This is a genomic window from Amycolatopsis sp. NPDC023774 (genome assembly GCF_040639695.1).
GTDB lineage: Bacteria > Actinomycetota > Actinomycetes > Mycobacteriales > Pseudonocardiaceae > Amycolatopsis.
Genome location: NZ_JBFAAJ010000003.1, coordinates 352,299 through 376,918 on the forward strand (window position 1 = coordinate 352,299; position 24,620 = coordinate 376,918).

Genomic DNA, 24,620 nt, shown 5'->3' on the forward strand with positions numbered 1-24,620 from the left:
CCGCGGGAATCGCGCAGGAGTGCAAGCCCCCAGCTCGAGGTCCGAGCGGGTCCGGGCCAAGGCCTCAAGTCGGCCCCAGCAGTCCGCTGACCTCAGCTGAGACGGTCCAGGACCTCTTGCGCCGCAACCACTTCCGGATGCCCCACCGGCCACGCCACCGCCGCGAGCACCGCGCGGGCGTGGAAGGCCGCCACCTCCGGGTCCGGGTGGATCTGGGCCAAGGTCCCGCGGTTGCGGAGCGTCTGGCGCCAGCCGCTCCACGACTCGGCGACCAGCGAGGTCAGCAGGGAGGCGGCCTCGGCGTGGTCGTCGGTCAAAACCAGCACGTCGGCGAGACATTGGCGGAAGAAGCCGTGCCGGGGGTGGCGGGTGGCGAGTTCGCGCAGTGGCGGCACCGCAAGAGCGGGGTCGCCCTGTTCGGCGCCGATCTCCAGGCGCGCGGCTTCCGCCCAGTCGAGGTCGAAGGGCTTGCGCAGGTGCGGGACGATCCGCTCCGCCAGCTCGCGCAGCGCCTCGTCCTGGCGGTCGGCGTCGCACAGCGCGATCAAGTCGCCGAAGCGGACTTCGCGGGTCAACGGATCTGCGTCGCCGAGTTCGGCGGCGCAGTAGCGGACGAGGGAGGCCGACGCGGCGACGCGCTCGTCGACTCGGTTGGCCACGCTCAGGGCCTCGACGAGCATGCGGCGGCACCAGATCGTGGCGGCCTCGGCGCCCCACGTCTGCTCGTAGACGTCCTCGGTCTCGGCCAGCAGGGGCACGGCCTCGTCGGGGCGGCCCTGCCCGGACCACGACAGCGCGAGCTGCACCCACAGGCCCAGCGTCTCCTTGCTGCGCGGGCCGAACTCCCGGGTCATGGGCGGCACGAGCTCGCGCAACACCGGCTCCGCGTCGCGCCACTCGCCCAGTTCGCCCAGCCGGACGGCGACCCCGAAGCGCTCCAGCAGGTCACGCGCGCCTTCGCGGCCGCGCGACCACGCCGCCGAGCCACGCAGCGCGGCTGCCTCGTCGAACGGCCGCGAACGGAAGAACTTCACAGGCACCACCGAAGCGAAGTGTCCACAATGCGCATTATGTCCGACCAGCTCCTTCCAGCAGCGCGCGGGCCGCCGCCCGCAGCGGGTCGTCCGGTTCGCCGATGCCGGCCAGCCGTACGACGGCGTCGGCCGCCTCACGGGCGTGGGCCTCGACGTCGAGCGCCGGGTCGTCGCGGCGCGTGATCGCGGTGCTTTCCACCAGACCGAACACCAGGTCCGTGCGGATTTCCGAAACACCCTGCCGGGCGGCGGCCACGAGTGTGCCGTACGCGGCCTTGAGCTCGGCTCGCTCCGCACGGAACCCCTCAAGGTTCGGCGACGACACCTCGGGCAGCAGGTAGAGCGCGCCGATGTTGTGCCGGGCCCCGCCCAGCAGCCGCACGTCCGCGTAGGCCAGTGCCCACAGCCGCACGCTCGCCGGCTCCGGCGAGGAGACCAGCCCGACCGCGACGGCCAGCGAAGGCCGGACCGTGGCCGCCAGCAGCTCGGCGAGGATGTCCTCCTTGGCCGGGAAGTGGTAGTACAGCGACGCTTGCCGCAGTCCCGCCCGCTCGGCGATCGCACGGGTGGTGGTGGCCGCGTACCCCGCGCCCGTGAACAACTCCCCCGCCGCGTCGAGCACCGCCTCGCGCGCGTCCTGGCGGCTCGCCGCCGCGCCGCTCGCCCGGGGCCGCCCCACTCCCGTCGCCTTCCCGTCCACGCGGCCGATCCTGCCAGGCGCCCGGCCGTGTTACGCGCCGCAGCCCCCTCCGGAAACACCCGTTAACACTCGCCTTACGCGGGCGAGACGGCAGCGACCCACCGGCGGCTTAATTTCGGTCAACCGATCGAAATACCCGCCAGCAGACGGGAGCCCCGCATGCCCGCGCCACCGGTCCCCTCCGACGACCTCACTCAGTTCGGCTACCGCCAGGAGCTCCGCCGCAGCTTGGGCGGCTTCTCCGCCTTCGCGGCCGGCTTCTCCTTCGTCTCGATCCTCACCACCGTCTTCCAGCTCTTCGGCTTCGGCTACACCTTCGGCGGCCCCCTGTTCTTCTGGTCGTGGCCGTTCGTGCTCGCCGGGCAGGTCCTCGTCGCGCTCGTCTTCGCCGAGCTGGCCGCCCGCTACCCGCTCGCCGGATCCGTCTACCAGTGGGCCAAGCAGCTCGCGCGCGGTTTCGCCGGCTGGCTCGCGGGCTGGATGATGCTGCTCGGCTGCGTGGTCGCCCTTGCCGCCGCGGCGATCGCCCTGCAGATCGTGCTCCCGTCGGTGTGGAGCGGGTTCCAGCTCGTCGGCGGCGACCCGTCGGTGACGTCGCCGACCGGCGCCACCAACGCCGTGCTGCTCGGCACGCTGCTGATCGTCTTCACCACGGTGGTCAACGCCGCCGGGGTCCGCGTGATGGCCCGCATCAACGACATCGGGGTCGCGGCGGAGCTGATCGGCGTCGTCGTGCTCGTCGGCGGCCTGGCGCTGTTCGCCGTGCGCGGGCCACAGGTCGTGGTGCACAGCGTCCCGGTGAGTGACGGCGCCTCCGCGGCCGGCATCGGCGGGGTGCTCGCTTCGGCGCTGATGGCCGCGTATGTGCTCTACGGGTTCGACACCGCGGCCTCCGTCGCGGAGGAGACGCGCGACGCCCGCCGGGCAGCCCCGCGAGCCGTGCTGCGCGCGGTGCTGGTGTCCGGGCTCGGCGGCCTCGCCGTGGTGCTCACGGCGCTCATGGCCGCGCCGAGCCTCACCGACGGGGAGCTCGCCGGGCACGGGCTGCCGTACGTGATCACGGCCGTCTTCGGCGACACCTTCGGCCGGCTCTTCCTCGCCGACGTCGCGATCGCCGTGATCGTGTGCACCCTCACCATCCAGACCGGCACGATCCGGCTGATCTACGCGATGGCCCGGGACAACGCGCTGCCGTTTTCCGCGCGCCTGTCCGGCGTGAACCCGCGCACCGGCACCCCTCTGTGGCCCGCCGTCGTCTCCGGTGCGCTGGCCATCGCGCTGCTCGGGGTGAACGTCGGCAACCCGACCCTGTTCAGCACGATCACCGGCACCTCGGTGGTGGTGATCTACCTCGCGTACCTGCTGGTCACCGGCCCACTGCTGGTGCGCCGGCTGCGCGGGCGGTTCCCCGCCGAGCCGGGTCTGTTCTCGCTGGGGCGCTGGGCGCTCCCGGTCAACCTCGCCGCGGTCGCCTACGGCGTGGTGATGATCGTCAACATCGCCTGGCCCCGCGCGGAGATCTACGACCTCGCCGGCTCGGGTTCACCCTGGCTGCTGCTGTTCCCCGTCGAGTTCGTCGGCGCCGCCCTGCTGATCGGCTGGTTCTGCTGGCTGCGGCTGCGCCGGTCCACCACCCCCGCCCTCGAACCTGCGGTCTGAGAGGACGTCCATGAGCACGACAGCAACCACGTACGGCGCGCGCGACCACGCCCGCGCCCAGGCGGGCACCGTCGTCGACACGATGCCGACGATCCCGGCGACCGGGTGGCCCGCGCCGCCCGGAGTCGAGCCGACCGCGCTGACGTGGGCCGAAACCGTGGCCGGCGGCGGTTACACGCACAAGGTCCTCGCCCGCGGCACGCGGCTGCGGCTCACCGACCTCGAGGGCGACGCCTGCGCGCACCTGCTGCTGTTCAACGCCGAGGGACCGTGGGAACGGCTCAACGTCGCCGACACCGTGAAGGTGCAGTGGAACGCCTACCTCGGCGAGTCCGTCGCGCTGCTCTCGGATCAGGCCCGGGTGCTCGCGACCGTCGTGGCCGACACCAGCGGCCGGCACGACGCGTTGTGTGGAACGTCTACTGTGGACGGAAACATCGAGCGCTACGGCGACGGCGTACACGAAGGCCCCTCGCCCGCCGGGATGCCGCTGTTCACCTTGGCGGCGGCGAAAAATGGCCTGGGGCCACGGGATCTGCCGCCCAGCCTGTCGTTCTTCCAGGGCGTGCGGGTCGACGCGGAGGGTGGGCTCGAGTTCACCGGCTCCGCGGGCGCCGGGGCTTCGGTCGACCTGCGCATCGAGCTGCCGGTGGTCGTCCTCCTGGCCAACACCGCGCACCCGCTCGACCCCCGCGAGGACTACACCGTGACCCCGCTGCGCGTCCTCGCCTGGCGCGACCGGCCCACCGGCCCGGACAGTCCGGAGTGGACCCACAGCCCGGAAGCGCAGCGCGCGTTCGAGAACACCGCCGACTACCTCACCGCCCGGGGGCTCGCATGACCACGACCGTGCTCGACGTCGAAGTCCCCGCGCGGGCGCCGTTCTCCACGGTGCTGCGCGGCGGCCAGGAGCTATCGATCATCGACCTCGGCGGCAACCAGGCCGTCGACTTCCTCTGCTACGACGCGGCGGACACCGCGAAGCGCTACAGCGCCGCCGCGACGATCGCCGCGCAGCGCAACATCTTCCTCACCACCGGCAGCGTGCTGCGCACCGGCGAGGGCGCGCCGCTCGTCACCGTCGTCGCCGACACCTGCGGCCGCCACGACACGCTCGGTGGCGCGTGCAGCAAGGAGTCCAACAGCCTGCGCTACGGCCAGCACACCCGGTTCCAGCACGCCTGCGCCGACAACTTCCTCATCGAGGGCAGCAAGTGGGACCTCGGCAAACGCGACCTGGTGAGCAACGTCAACTGGTACATGAACGTGCCCGTCGAGGCCGACGGCACGCTCGGCATCGTCGACGGCATCTCCGCGCCGGGCCTGGAAGTCCGGCTTCGCGCCGAGACCGACGTCCTCGTACTGGTGTCCAACTGCCCGCAGATCAACAATCCCTGCAACGGGTTCGACCCGACGCCGGTGCGGATGGTCGTGACCGAACCGGAGCGTGCGGCGTGAAACTGCTGGTGGCCAACCGCGGCGAGATCGCCGTCCGCCTCCTGCGCGGCGCGCGGGAGCTGGGCATCCCGACCGTCGCCGTGTACTCCGACGCCGATCGCACCGCACCGCACGTCCGCCTGGCCGACGAGGCGGTGCGGCTCGGGCCGGCGCCCGCGGCCGAGAGCTACCTGCGGGCCGACGCGATCATCCGGGCCGCGCTCGACACCGGCGCGGACGCGATCCACCCGGGTTACGGCTTCCTCAGCGAGGACACCGCGTTCGCCCGCGCCTGCGAGAACGCGGGGATCGCGTTCGTCGGCCCGGCACCGGAGCACCTGGAAGTGTTCGGCAGCAAGCACACCGCGCGAGAGGCCGCGATCGCGGCCGGGGTGCCGCTGCTGCCCGGTACCGGGCTCTTGGCCGACCTCGACGAAGCCTTGGCCGAAGCGGCCGGGATCGGCTACCCGGTGATGCTCAAGGCGACCGGCGGTGGCGGCGGGATCGGGATGCGCGCGTGTGCGTCGGCCGAGGAGCTCTGCGCCGCGTGGGAGACCGTGCGCAGTGTCGCGGCCAAGAGCTTCGCCAGCTCCGGTGTGTTCCTCGAGCGGCTGGTGACGCGCGCCCGGCACGTCGAGGTGCAGGTGTTCGGCGACGGCGCCGGGGAGGTCCTCGCACTGGGCACGCGTGACTGCTCGTTGCAGCGACGCAACCAGAAGGTCGTGGAGGAGTGCCCGGCGCCCGGCTTGCCGGACGCGGTGCGCCGTCAGCTCACCGACGCGGCCGTGGCGCTGTGCTCGTCGGTGCGCTACCGCTCGGCCGGCACGGTCGAGTTCGTCTACGACCCCGTCCGCGAGGAGGCCGCGTTCCTCGAGGTCAACACGCGACTGCAGGTCGAGCACCCGGTGACCGAAGCGGTGTACGGCGTCGACCTGGTCGGCTGGATGCTGCGGCTTGCCCAGGGCGACCGCGGGATGTTCACCACCGCACCCGGAACCACTCGTCTCGAAACCACTGCTCTCGAAACCACTGCTCTCGAAACCGCTGCTCTCGCAACCACCCCTCTCGAAACCACCGTGCCCGAGCCGCACGGGCACGCGTTCGAGGCCCGGATCTACGCCGAGGATCCGAGCGCGAACCACCGGCCGAGCGCCGGCCTGGTCACCGGCGTCTCACTGCCGCCGGACGTTCGGGTGGACACCTGGATCGAGGCCGGCACCACCGTCACGACGCACTACGATCCCTTGCTGGCCAAGGTGATCTGCACCGGTACCGATCGCGCGGACGCGCTGGCGAACCTGCGGGCGGCGCTCGCGGCCACCGCCGTCGGCGGCGTGCGCACGAATCTCGGCCAGCTCCGCGCCGCCGCCGCCGATCCCGCGTTCGCGAGCGCCGGCCACGACACCGCGACGCTCGACGGCGTCGCCGATGACGAGCCGCGGATCGACGTCGTGCGCGGCGGCACGATGACCACCGTGCAGGAATGGCCGGGCCGCACCGGGTTCTGGCACGTCGGAGTGCCGCCGTCCGGTCCGATGGACGACCTTTCGCTGCGGCTCGGCAACCTCGCGCTCGGCAATCCCGAGGGTGCGCCCGGCCTGGAGTGCACTCTCGACGGTGTCACGCTGCGGTTCTCCGCCGAGACCACCGTCTGCGTCACCGGTGCCACCGCACCCGTGCTCCTCGACGGCGCCCCGGCTCCCGCGTGGACCCCGTTCATGGTCCCGGCCGGCGGCACGCTCGACGTGGGCGCAGGCACGGCCGGGCTGCGCAGCTACGTGCTCGTGCGGGGCGGCCTCGACGTGCCCGAGTTCCTCGGCAGCGCGGCGACGTTCACGCTCGGCCGGTTCGGCGGCCACGGCGGCCGGGCGCTCGCGGCGGGTGACGTGCTCACCCCGGGGCCCGCGCCCGCGGACCCGGTCGCCGGCGCCGTCCCCGCCGGCGACCGGCCGCAACCGGGTGCGCAGTGGACGATCGGCGCGCTGGAAGGCCCGCACGCCGCACCGGAGTTCTTCACACCGGAAGACATCGAAACCTTCTACCGCACGGAATGGCAGGTGCACTTCAACTCCGCGCGCACCGGCGTCCGGCTCGTCGGCCCGCGCCCGGAGTGGGCGCGCGAGGACGGCGGTGAGGCCGGGCTGCACCCGTCCAACATCCACGACACCCCGTACGCGATCGGCGCCGTCGACTACACCGGCGACCTGCCGATCCTGCTCGGCCCGGACGGCCCGAGTCTCGGCGGGTTCGTCTGCCCGGCGACGGTGGCGACCGGCGAGCGCTGGAAGCTCGGCCAGCTGCGTCCGGGCGACACCGTGCGCTTCGTCCCGATCGACGTCGACCACGCCGCGGCCCTGCGCCGGCGCCCGGCGGTACCGCTGCTCGCGAGCCGTAGCGTCCTCGACGACGGCGGGGTGCTCGCCCGGCGGGCCGCGGCGGACGGCGAGCCGTCGGTGACCTACCGGCGCAGCGGCGACGACAACCTGCTGGTCGAGTACGGCGACATGACCCTCGACCTCGCGCTGCGGATGCGCGTCCACGCGCTGGCGGAGCGGCTCGCCGGCGAAGGTGTGCCGGGGATCGTCGATCTCACGCCGGGCATCCGGTCGCTGCAGGTGCACGTGGACCCGGACGCGCTGCCGGTCGGCAAGGCCCTCGGCCTGGTGCGCGAACTGGAGGGCGACCTGCCGGGCACGGCGGACCTCGTGGTCCCCAGCCGCGGGGTGCGGCTGCCGCTGTCGTGGGACGACCCGGCGACGCGCGAGGCGATCGAGCGGTACATGACGGGCGTGCGCGACGACGCCCCCTGGTGCCCGTGGAACATCGAGTTCATCCGCCGCGTCAATGGCCTGTCTACTGTGGACGAGGTCTACCGCACGGTCTTCGACGCCGAATACCTCGTGCTCGGGCTGGGCGACGTCTACCTCGGCGCGCCCGTCGCGACCCCGCTGGACCCGCGTCACCGGCTGGTGACCACGAAGTACAACCCGGCCCGGACGTGGACGGCCGAGAACTCGGTCGGCATCGGCGGCGCGTACCTGTGCATCTACGGCATGGAAGGGCCGGGCGGCTACCAGTTCGTCGGCCGCACCGTGCAGGTGTGGAGCGGCTGGCACCAGCGCGGCGCGTTCGAGCCGGGGTCGCCGTGGCTGCTGCGCTTCTTCGACCGGATCTCGTGGTATCCCGTGTCGGCCGACGAGCTGCTGGACCTGCGGGCGCGCGGCTCCGCCGGGCGGTTGGAGCTCGACATCACCGACGGGGAGTTCCGCCTCGCCGATTACCAGCGGTTCCTCGCCGACAACGCCGAGAGCATCGGCCGGTTCCGCGCCACGCAGTCGGCGGCGTTCGAGGCGGAACGCCGCGCCTGGGCGGCCGCGGGCGAGTTCGACCCGAAGCCGGAACCGGTCACCAGGCCGCCGGCGCGCGTGCAGGCGCCGCCGGGCGGGCACGTCGTCGAGGCCCCGTTCGCCGCCACCGTCTGGCGGGTCGACGTCGAGGCGGGCACGCGAGTGGACCACAAGCAGTCGCTGGTCACGCTGGAAGCCATGAAAACCGAGGCGCGCATCCCCGCGCCCGCGGACGGGAAGGTGCTCGAGGTGCTCGTGTCCCCCGGCGACCAGGTCGCGCCCGGCACCCCGCTGGTGGTGCTCGGATGATCCGCGAACGCGTGCGCGCCGCCTACCGCCGCGTCGAGCAGGTCGACCGCCCCGAGATCTGGCTGGACCTGCGCCCGGAGGCCGAGCTGCTGGCCGAAGCCGAAGCACTCGAGGAGCGGTACACGGCCGGAGAACCGCTCCCGCTGTACGGGCGGCTCGCCGCGGTCAAGGGCAACATCGACGTCGCCGGATTGCCGACCACCGCCGGGTGCCCGGCCTACGCCTACGAGCCCGAGACGGACGCACCCGTCGTCGCCCGGCTGAAGGCGGCCGGCGCGCTCGTCCTCGGCACCACGAACCTCGACCAGTTCGCCACCGGGCTGGTCGGCACACGCAGCCCGTACGGCGCGGTGCGCAACGCCGTCGACCCGGCGTACGTGTCGGGCGGGTCGAGCTCGGGGTCCGCGGTGGCCGTCGCGCTGGGGATCGCGGACCTGGCGCTCGGCACGGACACGGCCGGGTCGGGCCGGGTGCCGGCGGCGTTCAACGGGATCGTCGGGCTGAAGCCGACTCCGGGACTGCTGCCCACGGACGGCGTCGTGCCGGCGTGCGCGAGCATCGACTGCGTGTCGATCTTCGCACGCACGGTGGGCGAGGCGGAACTGGCACTGCGCTGCCTGTCGGACGAGAGCGCGTTCCGGATCGGCGTCCCGGCTGCCTTGGGCCCGCTGCAGGACGGCTGGGCCGAGGCCTACGCCGCCGCGGTGGCGGACTACACCGCGGCCGGCGCGGTGGTGACCACTGTGGACTTGTCGCCTTTTCTCGCCGCGGCTCGGCTGCTGTACGAGGGTTCGTTCGTCGCCGAGCGCTACACCGCGGTCGGCGAGTTCGTCGAGAAGCATCGCGACGACGTCGACCCGACCGTCGCGGGCATCATCACCGCGGCCCGCGACGTCCCCGCGCACCGGGTGTTCGCCGACCAGGCCACGCTCGCCGAGCTCAAGCGCGAGGCCGACGCCGTGCTCTCCACGGTGGACGCCCTGCTGCTGCCGACCACCACCGGGCACCCGACATTCGCCGAGGTGGCCGCGGACCCGGTCGGCGCGAACGCCGCCCTCGGCCGCTTCACGAACTTCGCCAACCTGCTCGGCCTGTCCGCGCTCGCCGTGCCCGCCGGGACGGCCGGCGGGCGGCCGTTCGGGGTGATGCTCGTCGGCCCGGCGCATGCGGACGCGAAGCTGGCCGCGCTGGCCCGCGGCGTCGAGGACCGCGTGCGCCTCGCCGTTGTCGGGGCGCACCTGCGGGGGCAGCCGCTCAACCACGAGCTGACCTCCCGCGGCGGCCGCTTCGTCGCCGAAACCGAGACCGCGCCCGAATACCGGCTGCACGCGCTGGCCACGACCCCGCCGAAACCGGGGCTCGTGCGCGTGGCCGAGGACGGCGTCGCGATCGCCGCCGAGGTGTGGGACCTCCCGGTGGCCGGATTCGGCGCGTTCGTGGCGGCGGTCCCGGCGCCGCTGGCGATCGGGCGGGTGCGCCTCGCCGACGGCTTGGAGGTCTCGGGCTTCCTGTGCGAGCCGGCGGCGCTGGCCGATGCGCAGGACATCTCGGCGAAGGGCGGCTGGCTCGCCCACCTACGCTCCTGAGGGCGGGGGCCGCCCGGGAGTGTGCCGTCGCCCACTCGTCCGGGCCACTCCCCTGGTTACCCGTGGGTAACAAGGGCTATCGTGCGGACAGGATTTCTGTCTACTTCAGGAGCATTCGTGGCCGCACCAGCAACGCCGCCCCTTGCGCCGACCGCGCGTGGGGTGCGCAACGTCGTGTTCGTCGAAGGGGTACGCACTCCCTTCGGCAAGGCGGGCGACAAGGGCATCTACGCCGGGACCCGAGCGGACGACCTGGTCGTCAACGCCATCCGTGAGCTGCTGCGGCGCCACCCCGAGCTGCCGCCCGAGCGGGTGGACGACGTCGCCATCGCCGCGACGACCCAGATCGGCGATCAGGGTCTGACCATCGGGCGCACGGCCGCCTTGCTGGCAGGCCTGCCGAAGTCCGTGCCGGGCTTCGCGATCGATCGCATGTGCGCCGGCGCGATGACGGCCGTGACCACGGTCGCGAGCGGCATCGGCTTCGGCGCGTACGACATCGCCATCGCCGGCGGCGTCGAGCACATGGGCCGCCACCCGATGGGCGAGGGCGTGGACCCCAACCCGCGCATCATCGCCGACAAGCTCGTGGACCCCACCGCGCTCGTCATGGGCCAGACCGCGGAGAACCTGCACGACCGGTTCCCCGGGATCACCAAGGAGCGCACCGACGCCTACGCCGCGCGCAGCCAGGAGCGCTACGCCGAGGCCGTGAAAACCGGCAAGATCGGCCCGGAGCTGGTCCCGGTGGCCATCCGGTCGAAGGAACTCGGCTGGGGCCTCGCGACCGAGGACGAGCCGCCACGCCCGGGTACGACCGTGGCGCAGCTGGCGAAGCTCAAGACGCCGTTCCGACCGCACGGCCGCATCACCGCGGGCAACGCGGCGGGCCTCAACGACGGCGCGACCGCGTCGATCCTCGCCGACGAGGAGACCGCGCGCGAGCTGGGCCTGCCCGCCGCGATGCGGCTGGTCGGCTACTCGTTCGCCGGTGTCGAGCCGGAGGTCATGGGCATCGGCCCGATCCCGGCCACGGAGAAGCTGTTCAAGCGCACCGGCCTGTCGATCGACGACATCGGCCTGTTCGAGATCAACGAGGCCTTCGCCGTGCAGGTGCTGGCCTTCCTCGACCACTTCGGCATCGCCGACGACGACCCGCGCGTGAACCAGTGGGGCGGCGCGATCGCGTGCGGCCACCCGCTGGCCTCGTCCGGCGTGCGGCTGATGACGCAGCTGGCGCGCCAGTTCGCCGAGCGCCCCGACGTGCGCTACGGCATGACCACCATGTGCATCGGCATCGGCATGGGCGGCACCGTGATCTGGGAGAACCCGGCGTTCGAGGGGGCGAAGTAAATGACTTTCACCGCTGAAGAGGCCAAGGCCGCGTTCCCCGACGAGGTCGTGACCACCGCCGTCACGCGCCTGGTGAAGGTGCCCGGGCTGGCCAAGCCCGTCGCGCTGATCACGCTCGACAACGGCCACGACCACACCCGCCCGAGCACGTTCGGCCCGCAGGGGCTCGTGTCGCTCGACGCCGCGCTGGACGTGGCGTTCGCGGCCGAGCCCGCGGCGATCGCGGTCACCGGCAAGCCGTTCATCTTCGCCGTCGGCGCGGATCTGTCCGGCGTGGAGGCCGTGTCGGATCCGGCGCTGGCGCGCAAGATCGCGCAGACCGGCCACGACGTGTTCCGCCGGCTCACCGAGTCGACGATCCCGACGTTCGGCTTCGTCAACGGCGCGGTGATGGGCGGCGGACTCGAGCTGGCCCTGTCGTGCCACTACCGGACGCTGTCGGAGAACACCGCCGCGATCGCGTTCCCCGAGGTGTTCCTCGGCCTGTTCCCGGGCTGGGGCGGCACGCAGCTGCTGCCGAACCTCATCGGGGCCGACGCCGCCGTCACCGTGATCATCGAAAACGCGCTGGCGCAGAACAAGATGCTCAACGTCAAGCAGGCGGCCGACCTCGGCATCGTCGACGAGGTGTTCGGCTCGGCCGACTACCTCGAGCAGTCGCTGCTGTGGCTCGCGAAGGTCGTCAACGGCGAGGTCACCCCCGCGCGGCGCGAGATCGACCGCGGCGCCGGCTGGGACGCGGCGATCGCGCGCGCGAAGTCCATCGTGGACGGTCGCACGCACGGCGCCTCTCCGGGCGCGACCAAAGCCGTGGAGCTGCTGGAGCTGGCGCGGGAGAACGATCTCGACCGGGGCTACGCCGCCGAGACCGACGGCCTCGCCGAGCTGCTGATGTCCGACGTGCTGCGCGCGGGGCTGTACTCGTTCAACCTCGTGAACAAGCGTGCGAAGCGGCCGGCCGGTGCGCCGGACAAGTCGCTGGCGCGCAAGGTGAACAAAGTCGGCATCGTGGGCGCGGGCCTGATGGCGAGCCAGCTCGCGCTGCTGTTCGTGCGCCGCCTCAAGGTGCCGGTGGTCCTCACCGACGTCGACCAGGAGCGCGTCGACAAGGGCGTGGGTTACGTCCACGACGAGATCGACAAGCTGCTCGCGCGCAAGCGCGTGTCGCCGGACGGTGCCAACCGGCTCAAGGCGCTGGTGACCGGTTCCCTGGACAAGGCCGCGTTCTCCGACGCGGACTTCGTGATCGAGGCCGTGTTCGAAGAGCTGGGCGTGAAGCAGGCGGTGTTCGCCGAGCTGGAACAGCACGTCTCGCCCGAGGCGATCCTGGCGACGAACACATCTTCGCTGTCGATCAGCGCGATGGCCTCGAAGCTGCAGCACCCCGAGCGCGTGGTGGGTTTCCACTTCTTCAACCCGGTGGCCGTGCTGCCGCTGCTGGAGATCGTGCGCGGCGAGAACACCGACGACGCCACGCTCGCCACGGCGTTCTCGGTCGGCAAGCAGCTGAAGAAGTCGAGCGTGCTGGTGAAGGACGCCACGGCGTTCGTCGTCAACCGGCTGCTGCTGCGCTTCCTCGGCGAGGTGCTGGTGTCCGTGGACGAGGGCACGCCGTTCGAGGTCGCGGACTCGGCACTGGAGCCGCTGGGCCTGCCGATGTCGCCGCTGAACCTGATGCAGCTCGTCGGCCCGGCGATCGCGCTGCACGTGGGCGAGACGCTGCACGGGTCGTTCCCGGACCGCTTCCCGGTGAGCGAGAACCTCGCCAAGTTCGTGCAGGCGGGCAAGAAGGGCGTGTGGACCTGGGACTCCTCGGGCACCGCGTCCGTCGACCCGGAGGTCGCCGAGCTGTGGACCCGGGGCGACAACCCGTCCACGGCGGAGCAGGTGCGCGACCGCGCGCTGAACGCCATCGCCGAGGAGATCCGCCTCATGCTCGACGAGGGTGTGGTCGCCCAGGCGCAGGACATCGACCTGTGCCTGCTGCTGGGCGCGGGCTGGCCGTTCTGGAACGGCGGTATCACGCCGTACCTGGACCGCGCGGGGATTTCGGAGCGGGTGAACGGGAAGCCGTTCCTGGCGCCGGGTGTCGCTTCGGTGCCGGTGGCTTGAGGTCCGCGGGGCGGCTGTCCGATGTGGACGGCCGCCCCGGTTCGGCTCAGGCGCAGACGTCGCCCGACGCCTCAGGGGCGTACTTGTCCCGCGCGGCCTCGAGGTCGATCATTGTTGCCTTCTGAGCGTCCGGGAACCGCTGCCTCAACTCGGCGGCGTATGCGTTGAGGTCGGTCCCCGGTACCGGAACGACGGTCACCGCCGCCGGCATGGCACTCTCCCTCGTCGCGGCGATTTTCGCCGGGTCCTGGTGGTAGATCTTCTTGAACTCCATCCAGACCAGGGCTTGGGTGTCGAGGTCGACCCGGTGGGCCTTCGGGTCGTCCCCGAGCGCGGCGGCGGCGTGGCGCATCGCATCGTCGTCGCGGAAGTAGACCTGCACGACCATGCACGGCTGGTGTCCGGTTGCCGGCGCCGGTGGCCGGTTCATCGCCACCACCACAGGCCGCACCGCCCCGGCAACCAGGAAAGCGGCACCGGCGCCCACACCGAGCGCGACCACCAGAACCGGCGCGAGCCGGCGCCACAGGCGAAGCCCCATGACCCGATTCTTCCCGACCCGTCAGAACTCTCCCGCACGCGGGCAGGCCAGGCCCCGTTTGTCCGGCTCCACCGTCTGACGGACGGCGTTCAGATCGAAGGGATCGGCGTTCTTCGCGGTCGGAAACCGCTTGGCGAGCTCCGCCGCGTAGGCGGCCAGGTCGGTGCCCGGCACCGGGATCACAGTCACGGTGGCCGGCATGTTCTCCGGACCTGCTTCGGCCAGCAGCTCGGGGCGGTCCTTGAACACCTCCTGGAAACGCACCCACGACTCGGCCTGGGTCTCGGTGTACACGCGCCGCACCTTCGGGTCGTCGGCGCGCGCCGCGGGCGCTCTCCGCATTTCGCCGTCGAGGTCACGCCCGCCGGCCCCCTGTCGAAGAACACCTTCACCGCCGCGCACGGCTGGTGCCCGGCCAGCGGCACCGGGGTGCGGTCCACCGCCAGCGGGTCCGGCCGCACAGCCGCCCGACGACGAACGCCAGCCCGACGCCCGCGCCCAGCGCGAGCACCAGCACCGGGGCGAGCCAGCGCCGGATACGCATCCCCATCATCCGATCATCGCCGGTCCGGCCGGGACCGGTCCTCGGTCAGTACTCGCCCGCACGGGGGCAGGTCCGGCCGTCGCGGGGTTTGCCGAACATCTTGTTGAAGGCGTTGACGTCCATGGAGTAGACGTCCTGCGCCCGCGGGAACCGCGCCTTCAGCCGGGCGGTGTAGGCGACGAGGTCGGTGGAGGGCAGCGGCAGGACGGTGACGACCGCGGGCGAGCTCTCCTCGCCGCCCAGGCCGCGCAGCATCTCGGGGTGGTCCTTGAAGCCGTCGCGCAGCGAGAGGTAGGACTCGTGTTTGGTCTCGACGAAGACCAGTCGCGCCTCGGGGTCGTCGTGGAACGAGGCGGCGGCGCGGGTCATCTCTTCGTCGGTGTCGAAGTACACCTGCACGTCCCGGCACGGCTCGTGCGCGGCCAACGGCACCGGGGTCCGGTCTACCGGTAGCGGGTCCGGCCGCACCACCGCGGCCACGGCGAAGGCCAACCCGACGCCCGCACCGAGCGCGACCACCAGAACGGGCGCGAGCCGGCGCCACAGACGAATCCCCACGCACGATCATCAACGGACGGCGCGGGAACGTTACCGGGCCGGGCCCACCGGCAGGTGCACCGTGACCGTCAACCCGCCGCCCACCACCGGTTCCGCCGAGATCGCTCCCCCGTGGGCCTGGACGGCGGCCCGCACGATCGACAACCCCAGCCCCGCTCCGGAGCGGGCGGTGCGGGCGACGCCGGCGCGGCGGAACGGCTCGAACAGCTCCGGCACGGCCGCCGGGTCCAGCAGCCCGCCCGAGGAGCGCACGCGCAACGTGGACCACTGGGGGCCGGGTGTGGTGGAGACCTCCAGCCAGCCGCCGTCGACGTTGTGGCGCACCGCGTTCTCGACCAGATTGCCGGCGATGCGTTCGAGCAGCGCGGGGTCGCCGAACGCGGGTGCGGCGGCCGTCGAGAACTCGGCGCGCAGGCCTCGCGCGGACGCTTCGGCGCGCACGGCCGCCCAGGCGCGGCCGACGAGCACCGCGAGGTCCACGGGCTCGCGCACCACGAGACCGGCGCCGTCGGTGCGGGCGAGCAGCAGCAGGGAGTTCACGAGCTGGCCCGCGCGTTCGGTGGCGTCGCGGACCACGCCGCCCATCCGGCGCAGCTCGGCCTCGTCCGCTTCCTCGTCGGACAGCGTCACGTCGAGCTCGGTGCGGATGACCGAAAGCGGGGTGCGCAGCTCGTGGCTCGCGTTGGCGACGAAGTGGCGCTGCGCGTCGAACGCGGCCTGCAGGCGATCGAGCATGTCGTCGAAGGTCCGGGCCAGCTCGGCCAGTTCGTCGCGCGAGCGGATCTCGCCGATGCGCTCGCCCATCGACTCCACCGACAGCCGCCGCGCGGTGCCGGTGATTTCGCGCAGCGGCAGCAGCACGCGCGAAGTGAAGGTCCACGCGAGGATCGCCGCCGCGGCCACGACGAAGCAGAACGCCAGCGAGCCGAAGATCAGCACCCGGTTCACGGCGTGCGTACGCAGGTGCTGTGCGAGCGTGGACGCGTCGACGTCGACCCCGTCCACGCGCACGATCGTGCCGGGGGGCATGTGCGGCACGGCGTCCACCGCGTCGCCCACGAGCGACCACGCCAGCCACAGCAGGAGCAGCCCGGCCGCGGCCACCAGCACGGTCGCGAGGATCGTGACCCGGGCCCGCAGGCTGCGTGTGCCGGGCAGGTTCACTACGCGCCGGCCTCCGCGACCGGCACGCGGTAGCCCGAGCCCACCACGGTCTCGATGATCCCCGGCTCACCCAGCTTCTTGCGCAAGGTCATCACGGTCACCCGCACCGTCGTGGTGAACGGGTCGGCGTTCTCGTCCCACACGCGCTCCAGCAGCTCCTCGCTGCTGACCACCGAACCCGCGGCCGACAGCAGGACCTCGAGCACGCCGAACTCCTTGCGCGTCAGGTCGATCGGCCCGCTCGCGCGGCGCACGATGCGCTTCGCCGGGTCCAGCTCCACGTCGCCCGCCGTGAGCAGCGGCGGCGCGGCCGGTGTCGCGCGGCGGCCGAGCGCGCGCACACGGGCGACCAGCTCGGGGAACGCGAAGGGCTTCGCGAGGTAGTCGTCCGCACCGAGGGACAGCCCGTCGACCCGGTCGGAGACGGAACTGCTCGCGGTGAGCATGAGCACCCGCGTGAGCTCGCCGGACGCGACAATCTCGCGGCACAGCTCGTCGCCCGACATCCCGGGCAGGTCGCGGTCGAGCAGCACCACGTCGTACCGGGTGACGGACGACTTCTCGTGCCCGTCGTCACCGGTCAACGCGACGTCCACCGCCATGCCCTCGCGGCGCAGGCCGCGGGCGATCGCGTCGGCCAAGGGCTCTTCGTCTTCGACTACCAGAACACGCACGAGACCACAATCCCACAGTTTCCTGAGAGCACCTGAGAGACCTGAATGGACACTCCGGGCCACCTCACGCGCAGCTCACGGCAAACGTCCGATCGGCGTCACGACCAGCGCAACGCGAACCACAGCCGCATCCGCGTCTCCGGGTCCGCGAGATCCACGCCCAGCGCCCGTTCGGCCTGCCCGATCCGGTGCCGGACGCTGCTGCGGTGCACCCCGAGCTCGGCCGCCGTGCGGTCCCAGCCACCGTGGTGCGCGAGCCAGGTGCGCAGCGTCGCCACCAGCTCCCGGTCGTGCGCGCGGTCCAGCTCCCGCAACGGCGCCAGCACCCGCTCGGCGAACCCCGCCGCGGCACCGGGCGCGACGAGCGCGTCGAAACCCAGTGGATCCGCGGCCGCCACCGGCCGCCCGAGGGCCTGTGCCCGGGCCAGCAGCAGCTCCGCCTCCGCGAGCGCGCCCGGCAGCCCGTCCGCGGTCACGGGCGAGCCGGCCACCGCGAGCCAGCCGTGCTCGCGCAACCCGTCGAGCTCCGGCAACACACCCACCACGGCCAGGAATCGTGGGCCGGGCAGCACCTGCACGAGCGGGGTGTCGAGCCGCGCGCGCAGCCAGTCGTGGCGCACGGTGACCTCGTCCGGGCCACGGCGGTGCGCGGCCCCGGCCACGAGCCGGCCTCCACCGTGCCCAGCAACGTCGTCAGCACGTCCGCGTCGCCCTGGCCCAGCAACAGACCGGTGGCCGCCGCGTCGAGCTCCGCGGTGTCGGACCCGGCGCGGCCGACCAGCCCCAGCAGGGCCGCGCCGACGGCGAGGACCGCCCGGTCCCCACCGTCGAACCGGCGGCGACGGCCGAGCACGAGCAGGTGCGCCGCCGTCGCCTGCGGGTAAACCGGCTGCGCCACCACATATGTGCCATCGGGCAGTTCGGTGGTCGCGCTGCGGATGCCGGTGCCCGCGCGCACCGTCGTGAGCAGGTCCGCGACCTCCGGCGGCAACGGCTGCGGCGCGTCGTGGCCCGCCACGAGCGCGTCCGCGGGCCCGACGAGCGCCACCCACCCCCGCAGGCGCTCGGCCAGCGCCGTCACGAGCGCCCCCATGCCGTCGCCCGCGGCGCGCGTGAGTGCCTCGCGCGCGACCGCCGTGCGGCGCTGTTCGCGTTGCCCCTCCTCGGCGAGCGCGACGGCCACGGCCCGGCTGATCGCGAGGAACGGCGTGCGGGGCGGCACGACCACCAGCGGCAGGCCGTGGTGCACGCACGCGTCACGCAGCGGCTCCGGCAGGGCTTCCGACACCGTCGGCGTGAGGCCGAAGCCGAGCGCGGTCACGCCGGCGTCGCGCAGGCGGCGGACGTAGTGCCCGGGCTCGCGTGGGAGGTTCACGCCGGCGGTGAGCACCAGCTCGGCGCCGAGCAGGTAGGGGGCCGGGTCGTCGAGCTCGCTCACGTGGGCCCAGCGCACGGGCGCGTCGAGCGCACCCGGCCGCAGCGTCTCCCGCACGACGTCGAGTGCGAGCTCCGGGTTGCCGACGACCGTCCGTAACGGAACATTCACTCCTGCGGACTCGTGCTCGAGGTTTTGGGTCATGTCGTCCCGACTCTCGGCGTCCCATGCCGGAGCGGTAGCGCACGAACCTACGGTGACCCGAACGACCCTGCAGAACCGAGGAGGGCCCCGTGGGCGGCGACTACGCGGTGATCGCGCTGTACATCGCGGGCATGATCGGAGTGGGCTGGATCGGCCTGCGCCTGGCGAAGACGAAGTCCGACTACCTCGTGGCGGGCCGGCGGCTGGGCTGGTTCATGTACTCCGGCACGATGTCCGCCGTCGTGCTCGGCGGCGCGTCCACGGTCGGCGGCGTGAAACTCGGCTACACCTACGGCGTCTCGGGCGCGTGGCTCGTGGTCACCATCGGCGCCGGCATCCTCGTGCTGCACGCGGTGTTCGCGCGGCTGGTGAAGCTGCGCGTGTACACCGTCGGCGAAATGCTCGACCTGCGCTACGGCGGCCGCACCAGCGCCGTGTCCGGGGTCGTCATGTGGGGCTACACGCTCATGCTCACCGTGACCTCGACGCTGGCGTTCGCGTCGATCTTCAAGGTGCTGTTCTCCATCCCGAGCTGGGCCGGCCTCGCGATCGGCGGCTCGATCGTCGTGCTCTACTCGGTGCTGGGCGGCATGTGGTCGATCACGCTCACCGACATCGCGCAGTTCGTGATCAAGACGATCGGCATCCTGTTCGTCCTGCTGCCGATCGCGCTCGTCTCCGCCGGCGGCTTCGGCGGAATGGCCGAGAAGCTCGACGCCACCTACTTCGAGTTCACCTCGATCGGCGGCGAAACCATCCTCACCTACTTCCTGATCTACACCTTCGGCCTGCTCATCGGCCAGGACATCTGGCCGCGCGTGTTCACCGCCCGCACCCCGCGCATCGCGACCGGCGGCGGCATCGCCTCCGGCGTCTACTGCCTCGTCTACGGCGTGGCCGGCGCGCTGATCGGCACGGCCGCGAAGGTGCTCTACCCCGACCTCGGCAGCGCGCAGGACGCGTTCGCCACGATCGCCGAGCGCCTGCTGCCCACCGGCGTGCGCGGGCTGGTGCTGGCCGCCGCGCTGTCGGCGCTCATGTCGACCTCCAGCGGCGCGCTGATCGCGTGCGCCACCACCACGACGTCGGACCTGCTGCGCAAGATCGGCCTCAAGGGCGGCGAGGTGCTGCGCAACCGCGTGACCACGCTGGTCCTGGGCATCGTCGCCATCGGCATCGCCATGGTCGTGGACGACGTCGTCAACGCGCTGACCATCGCCTCCGACATCCTGGTGGGCGGCCTGCTGGTCACGATCATCGGCGCGCTGTTCTGGAGGCGCGGCACCCGCCAGGGCGCGTACGCCTCGATGGTGGCCGGCACGGTGTTCGTGGTCGCGTTCATGATCATCGACGGCGTCGCCGCCAACAACCCGATCTACTGGGGCCTCGGTGCAAGCCTCGTCGTGTACGTCGCGGTGAGCCTCGTGACGCCGCGCACCCCGGAAAGCATCCTGTCGGTCTGGACGCGGCGCCTGAACGGTTGCGCGGCCGAGGAAGAAGACGCGGCGACGGAGACCCCGGCCGCCGCGCAGGCCTGAACACCCCGACCACGAGGAGCACACCGCAGTGAGTGACCTGCCCCCGATCGGCCCGCTCGACTCGTCGCGCATCCCGCGCTTCGCCGGCTTCGCGACCTTCGCGCGGCTGCCGCGGATCGACGAGGTGGACCACGCCGACGTCGCCGTGGTCGGAGTCCCGTTCGATTCCGGCGTGTCGTACCGGCCGGGCGCCCGCTTCGGTCCCGCCGCCGTGCGCGAGGCGAGCCGGCTGCTGCGGCCGTACCACCCGGTGCTGGACGTGTCGCCGTTCGCCGAACGGCAGGTCGTGGACGCGGGTGACATCGCGGTGAACCCGTTCCACATCGGCGAAGCGATCGAGAAGGTGCAGCAGGACGCCGAGGCGCTGATGTCCGGCGGCACCCGGCTGGTGACGGTCGGCGGCGACCACACCATCGCGTTGCCCCTGTTGCGCGCCACGGCGAAAGAGCACGGCCCCGTCGCGCTGCTGCACTTCGACGCGCACCTCGACACGTGGGACACCTATTTCGGCGAGCCCTACACCCACGGCACGCCGTTCCGCCGCGCCGCCGAGGAAGGAATCCTCGACACGGCAGCGCTTTCGCACGTCGGCACGCGCGGCCCGCTGTACGGCAAGCGAGACCTGGAGGAGGACCGCCGGCTCGGGTTCGGCATCGTCACCTCCGGCGACGTGCTGCGCCGCGGTATCGACGAGACCGTCGACGCCCTGCGGCAGCGGATCGGCGACCGGCCGCTGTATGTCTCGGTGGACATCGACGTGCTCGACCCCGCGCACGCGCCCGGCACCGGCACGCCCGAGGCGGGCGGGATGACGAGCCGCGAACTGCTGGAGATCCTGCGCGGGCTGCGCGACCTGCACCTGGTGGGCGCCGACGTCGTCGAGCTGGCCCCGGCCTACGACCACGCCGGGATCACCGCCATCGCGGCCTCGCACGTGGCCTACGACCTCGTGAGCCTGCTGGCGGTGGGGAAGAGCGAATGACGCGCATCGGGGGTGACGTCGTCGACGAGACACTGCGCGCGCTCGGCGCGGACACGGTGTTCGGGCTGCCGGGCCAGCACGCGCTGGGGCTGTTCGAGGCGTTGCGGCGGGTGGAAGACGTGCGCGTGGTGAGCGCGCGGGTGGAGAACAACCTGGCGTTCGCGGCCGACGGTTTCGCGCGCGCCCGGCTCTCCGCGGACCCGCACGGGCCGGTGCCGGTCACGCCGATGATCGTGTCGACCGGCCCGGGTGCGCTGCTGACGTTGGCCTCGCTGCAGGAGTCGCGGGCCGCGTCGTGCCGGTGCTCGGGATCTCCAGCCAGATCCCCGTCGCCGGGCTCGGCGGCGGGCGGCACGGTTACCTGCATGAGCTGCCCGACCAGCAGGCGAGCTTCCGCGACGTCGTGAAGTCGGTGCACGTGGTCCGCGCCGTCAGCCAGATCCCGACGGCGCTGCGTGAAGCGTGGACGGCCGCGGCGACCGCGCCGTACGGGCCGGTGTGGGTGGAGATCCCGCAAGACCTCCTGCTCGCGGAGGCTTCTCTGCCGCCCCTGCACGAGGTGACCGCGGTGCCGGCTCCGCTCGAACCGTTGCCGGAGCTGGTGGCGGAAGCTTCGAAGCTGCTGTCCGCGGCGAAGAACCCCGTGATCCTCGCCGGTGGGGGCGCGCTGCGGTCCGGTGCGCATGCGGAATTGCGGGCGCTCGCCGAGGCGTTGCGCGCGCCGGTGGTGTCGACCTTCGGCGGCAAGGGCGTGTTCCCTCAGGCTCACGGGCTGTCCGCGCGCTCGTGGCTGGAGGACTGGCACACCACGGAGTTCCTGGCCGGCGCGGACGTGCTGCTGGTGCTCGGTTCCGGGCTCGGCGAGCTGTCCAGCAACTACCGCGAGTTCGCGCCGCGTGGACGGGTGATCCAGGTGGAGGCCGACCTCGGGAAGCTGGAGTCGAACTACCCCGCCTTGGGCATCCACGCCGACGTGCGGCTGTTCCTGAGGGCGTTGGAAGTTCCCCCGAGGGCCGCGGACGGACGCGCCGAAGCCGCCGTCCAGGATCTGCTCGCCCGTGTCGCGTCGCGATTGGACGGCCAGGACCTGGCCGCCGAACGCAAGCTTGTCGACGACCTCCGCGCGGCGGTGCCCGAAGGCACGCAGACGTTCTGGGACATGACGATCGCCGCCTACTGGGCGTGGTCGGCGTGGCCGCCGGACGGCGCGCCGATCCACACCGCGCAGGGTGCGGGCGGCCTCGGCTACGGGCTGCCCGGCGCCCTCGGCGCGGCCGCCACGGGGATCCCCACGCTGGCCGTCTCCGGCGACGGCTGCGCGATGTACGGCCTGGCCGAGCTCGCCACCGCGAAGCAGCACGGTCTCGACGTCACCTGGCTCGTGATCGACGACCGCGGCTACGGCATCCTGCGCGAGTACCTCACGGGCGCGTTCGGCGAGACGACGGCGACCGAGCTGGCGCGGCCCGACTGCGTGGCGCTGGCCGAGGCGTTCGGGGTTCCGGCCGTGCGGTCCACACCGGGCTCGGTCGCGCCGACCTGGCGAAGGCCCTGCGCACGCCGGGACCGTCGGTGGTCGTGCTGCCGGCCGTGCTGAAGATGTTCGCCCCGACCCACCTGGAGAAGCGGTCACCCATGTCCTGACCTTCGCCGACGGCGCCCTCACCGACATCGGCGACTCCCTACCCTCACCGCCCCAGCGACGGGAGCGCCGTTCGATCATCCTCTTCGGACAGTCCGGAGTCGACAAAGCGATGACCGTCGCGGCCCGTGCCTTGCGCACCTGGGTGACGCAGCACGCCGGCCGCGCGTCAGACCGCACTGCTCAGGCGCGCCGACGCACGGGTGCGCGAGACCGTGCATTTGTCTGGGCATGGGTTGGATCCCGGCCACCACGTTGGGGCTGCTGTTAGCCAAACACGCCGATGATCACGGACCCGTTCGCCGAGGTGGCGGGTGGTCTGAACCTCAACCTGATAGCGACGCTGCGTACGACGACTGCGGTGGCTTATCCGGTGTTAGCGAAAGTGTTTCCTGAGCCGCGGGAGATGTTCGGTCCTGACACGACGGCTGCGGCGGTTGTCGCGGTGGTTTGACCGTGGGACGACCGACTACAGCAGGTCGCGGTACCGGTGCAACATCCTGTTGAACCGTCGGAGCTTGTCGACAGCGTCCTCGGGAACCGGGTCGGGGTGGAAGTGCATGATCTTGTTGCGGATGCGCCGGATCTCCTCCAGGCGCGCGATGAAGACCGCGCGGTCCAGCGGCCAGCCGAGTTTCTGCCAGAGTTCGTCCCTGCCCAGGATATTCTGGTAGTCACCTATCGTTAGCTCATCGAAGCTGGTGACCTTCCTCGCGCAGAACGGCTGGATCGTCGGGATGTCGAAGGCACGTCGGAGGATCCACCGCACCGTCTGGTCGAGCTCGCCGAGGAGGAAGAACGGCGTGGACACTTCACCGTAGTGCCGGGCCACGTCGGTCGTCGTGACCACGCCCTTGATCGTCCGGGTCTCGTCGAGGACGAACACGAACTTGTGCTCTTGCAGCACGGGGAGGACCTCGAAGAGGTCGCGGTCGTACGGCACGGCCTGTGCACTGGAATCGACGGCGTCCGCGAACGTGGCGTCCGGCTTGCGGTGCATCGCTTCCGCTATCGAGCGCCAGGTGACGGCGCCGCGGAGGTTGCGAACACCGTTGAGCACGGCGAGCTGGGAGACGTCGTTCAGGATCATCTTCGTGATCGCTTCTTCGAGAGTGCTGTTCGGGTTGACCGACTCCACGCCATCCAGCTCGGTCAGGTTGCCGACCGTCAGGCGCACGTCCAGGTCACCGTCGCCCTCGTCGTCCTCACCAGCCGGGACATCGTCCTCGGATGTGTCCGCGGTGATGTCCTCGGGAGGCGTGGTCAGCACCACGAACGTGTCGAGGGTGACCGCCCGGAAACCGGGCGAGGTCACCAAACCGTGGTTGGCCAGGTCCGCTTCGATCTGGCTGACCTGGTCGCCGCGGTCCTTCGCACCCCAGAAACCCAGGAGCTCCCGGACGGAGATCCGCTCGGGTTTGTTCTCGTCGGCGCGTGCGCGGGCCTGCCTGAGCCGCTCGTGAATGGCCTGACGTGTCTTGTCTTCGGACTCCTGGTGCGTCTTGGCCGCCTCGGCGGTGATCGCCTGGTCGAGCAGCTCCTGGCGAACGGCGTCCAACAGCCTGTCCTGGTCGACGACCAGCCACGCCCGCCAGCCGTCGACGGCCCGCATTCCGGCCGCCACCATGGCCGCCCGTGACGGCGAGCGGAACTCTTCGCCGCTCGGTTCAAGCCGGATACGGCCCTGGTCGGTCACGGTCGCGTGGAAAGTGTCACCGATGCGAGCGCGCTTGAACTGCAGCTTGGTCCCGGGTTCGAGCAACCCGTTGCTCAGCAGGTCCGAAACCATGACACGGCGACCACCGAGCAGATACATCGAGCGGCCGCCGGTCGTGTCGTCAGCTACCTCAACCACCGGTGC

21 protein-coding genes and 1 pseudogene are annotated in these 24,620 nt (G+C 72.1%); 11 read left to right on the forward strand and 11 right to left on the reverse strand.

The window, feature by feature from the left end:
- Window positions 1–92 precede the first annotated feature (92 nt).
- Both AB0F91_RS11185 and AB0F91_RS11190 read right to left on the reverse strand, forming a co-directional pair.
- Window positions 93–1,040 carry a hypothetical protein gene (locus AB0F91_RS11185; RefSeq protein ID WP_360596795.1) on the reverse strand — a complete coding sequence of 316 codons (948 nt, stop codon included), beginning with the start codon at window positions 1,038–1,040 and terminating at the stop codon, window positions 93–95.
- Window positions 1,041–1,068: 28 nt separating this feature from the next.
- Window positions 1,069–1,734, reverse strand: coding sequence for a helix-turn-helix domain-containing protein (locus tag AB0F91_RS11190; protein WP_360596797.1), 666 nt, complete (start codon window positions 1,732–1,734; stop codon window positions 1,069–1,071).
- A gap of 159 nt (window positions 1,735–1,893) precedes the next feature.
- Here AB0F91_RS11190 and AB0F91_RS11195 point away from each other — a divergent pair, with 159 nt between their 5' ends.
- The 7 genes from AB0F91_RS11195 to AB0F91_RS11225 all read left to right on the forward strand — a co-directional run bounded on the left by AB0F91_RS11195 (window position 1,894) and on the right by AB0F91_RS11225 (window position 13,537).
- The gene (locus tag AB0F91_RS11195; RefSeq protein ID WP_360596798.1) at window positions 1,894–3,393 is read left to right on the forward strand and encodes an amino acid permease; all 1,500 of its coding nucleotides are present in this window, start codon (window positions 1,894–1,896) and stop codon (window positions 3,391–3,393) included.
- Between the two features lie 10 nt (window positions 3,394–3,403).
- Window positions 3,404–4,234: an urea amidolyase associated protein UAAP1 gene (locus AB0F91_RS11200; RefSeq protein WP_360596800.1), complete on the forward strand. Its 831-nt coding sequence runs from the start codon at window positions 3,404–3,406 to the stop codon at window positions 4,232–4,234.
- Window positions 4,231–4,851 carry an urea amidolyase associated protein UAAP2 gene (locus AB0F91_RS11205; RefSeq protein ID WP_360596801.1) on the forward strand — a complete coding sequence of 207 codons (621 nt, stop codon included), beginning with the start codon at window positions 4,231–4,233 and terminating at the stop codon, window positions 4,849–4,851. Before AB0F91_RS11200 ends, AB0F91_RS11205 begins: the two co-directional genes overlap by 4 nt.
- Entirely contained in the window at window positions 4,848–8,486 is a 3,639-nt protein-coding gene (uca, locus tag AB0F91_RS11210) for an urea carboxylase (protein WP_360596802.1), read from the forward strand. Before AB0F91_RS11205 ends, uca begins: the two co-directional genes overlap by 4 nt.
- Window positions 8,483–10,072 carry an allophanate hydrolase gene (locus AB0F91_RS11215; RefSeq protein WP_360596803.1) on the forward strand — a complete coding sequence of 530 codons (1,590 nt, stop codon included), beginning with the start codon at window positions 8,483–8,485 and terminating at the stop codon, window positions 10,070–10,072. The genes uca and AB0F91_RS11215 overlap by 4 nt, the downstream gene beginning before the upstream one ends.
- Before the next feature lie 162 nt (window positions 10,073–10,234).
- Complete coding sequence (locus tag AB0F91_RS11220) at window positions 10,235–11,425, forward strand: thiolase family protein (RefSeq protein WP_360597091.1); 1,191 nt, start codon at window positions 10,235–10,237, stop codon at window positions 11,423–11,425.
- Entirely contained in the window at window positions 11,426–13,537 is a 2,112-nt protein-coding gene (locus AB0F91_RS11225) for a 3-hydroxyacyl-CoA dehydrogenase NAD-binding domain-containing protein (RefSeq protein WP_360596805.1), read from the forward strand.
- A 46-nt stretch (window positions 13,538–13,583) separates the two neighbouring features.
- Here AB0F91_RS11225 and AB0F91_RS11230 read toward each other — a convergent pair whose 3' ends face one another.
- The 8 genes from AB0F91_RS11230 to AB0F91_RS11265 all read right to left on the reverse strand — a co-directional run bounded on the left by AB0F91_RS11230 (window position 13,584) and on the right by AB0F91_RS11265 (window position 18,597).
- Complete coding sequence (locus AB0F91_RS11230; protein WP_360596807.1) at window positions 13,584–14,078, reverse strand: hypothetical protein; 495 nt, start codon at window positions 14,076–14,078, stop codon at window positions 13,584–13,586.
- 21 nt (window positions 14,079–14,099) lie between these two features.
- Window positions 14,100–14,372 carry a hypothetical protein gene (locus tag AB0F91_RS11235; RefSeq protein WP_360596808.1) on the reverse strand — a complete coding sequence of 91 codons (273 nt, stop codon included), beginning with the start codon at window positions 14,370–14,372 and terminating at the stop codon, window positions 14,100–14,102.
- 94 nt (window positions 14,373–14,466) lie between these two features.
- A complete protein-coding gene (locus AB0F91_RS11240; RefSeq protein WP_360596810.1) occupies window positions 14,467–14,622 on the reverse strand; it encodes a hypothetical protein in 156 nt (51 codons plus the stop codon).
- Window positions 14,623–14,667: 45 nt separating this feature from the next.
- Window positions 14,668–15,180 (reverse strand): hypothetical protein, encoded by a 513-nt coding sequence (locus AB0F91_RS11245; protein WP_360596811.1) that lies wholly within the window; start codon window positions 15,178–15,180, stop codon window positions 14,668–14,670.
- 30 nt (window positions 15,181–15,210) lie between these two features.
- The gene (locus tag AB0F91_RS11250) at window positions 15,211–16,344 is read right to left on the reverse strand and encodes a HAMP domain-containing sensor histidine kinase (RefSeq protein ID WP_360596812.1); all 1,134 of its coding nucleotides are present in this window, start codon (window positions 16,342–16,344) and stop codon (window positions 15,211–15,213) included.
- On the reverse strand, window positions 16,344–17,018 hold the full coding sequence (locus AB0F91_RS11255; protein ID WP_360596814.1) for a response regulator transcription factor: 675 nt from the start codon (window positions 17,016–17,018) through the stop codon (window positions 16,344–16,346). The genes AB0F91_RS11250 and AB0F91_RS11255 overlap by 1 nt, the downstream gene beginning before the upstream one ends.
- A 98-nt stretch (window positions 17,019–17,116) precedes the next feature.
- Complete coding sequence (locus tag AB0F91_RS11260) at window positions 17,117–17,551, reverse strand: helix-turn-helix domain-containing protein (protein ID WP_360596815.1); 435 nt, start codon at window positions 17,549–17,551, stop codon at window positions 17,117–17,119.
- Window positions 17,491–18,597 carry a PucR family transcriptional regulator ligand-binding domain-containing protein gene (locus AB0F91_RS11265; protein WP_360596817.1) on the reverse strand — a complete coding sequence of 369 codons (1,107 nt, stop codon included), beginning with the start codon at window positions 18,595–18,597 and terminating at the stop codon, window positions 17,491–17,493. The genes AB0F91_RS11260 and AB0F91_RS11265 overlap by 61 nt, the downstream gene beginning before the upstream one ends.
- Window positions 18,598–18,686: 89 nt before the next feature.
- On the opposite strand from AB0F91_RS11265, the gene AB0F91_RS11270 reads away from it, so the two are divergent.
- From AB0F91_RS11270 to AB0F91_RS11285, 4 genes and pseudogenes are all read left to right on the forward strand, one after another.
- Window positions 18,687–20,135, forward strand: a complete 1,449-nt coding sequence (locus tag AB0F91_RS11270) for a sodium:solute symporter (RefSeq protein ID WP_360596819.1) — start codon at window positions 18,687–18,689, stop codon at window positions 20,133–20,135.
- Between the two features lie 37 nt (window positions 20,136–20,172).
- A complete protein-coding gene (gene speB / locus AB0F91_RS11275; protein ID WP_360597093.1) occupies window positions 20,173–21,117 on the forward strand; it encodes an agmatinase in 945 nt (314 codons plus the stop codon).
- Window positions 21,114–22,761: pseudogene (locus AB0F91_RS11280) on the forward strand (thiamine pyrophosphate-binding protein). Before speB ends, AB0F91_RS11280 begins: the two are co-directional and overlap by 4 nt.
- Before the next feature lie 281 nt (window positions 22,762–23,042).
- The gene (locus tag AB0F91_RS11285; protein ID WP_360596821.1) at window positions 23,043–23,213 is read left to right on the forward strand and encodes a hypothetical protein; all 171 of its coding nucleotides are present in this window, start codon (window positions 23,043–23,045) and stop codon (window positions 23,211–23,213) included.
- Between the two features lie 15 nt (window positions 23,214–23,228).
- Here AB0F91_RS11285 and AB0F91_RS11290 read toward each other — a convergent pair whose 3' ends face one another.
- Window positions 23,229–24,614 carry a CBS domain-containing protein gene (locus AB0F91_RS11290; protein WP_360596822.1) on the reverse strand — a complete coding sequence of 462 codons (1,386 nt, stop codon included), beginning with the start codon at window positions 24,612–24,614 and terminating at the stop codon, window positions 23,229–23,231.
- Window positions 24,615–24,620 lie beyond the last annotated feature (6 nt).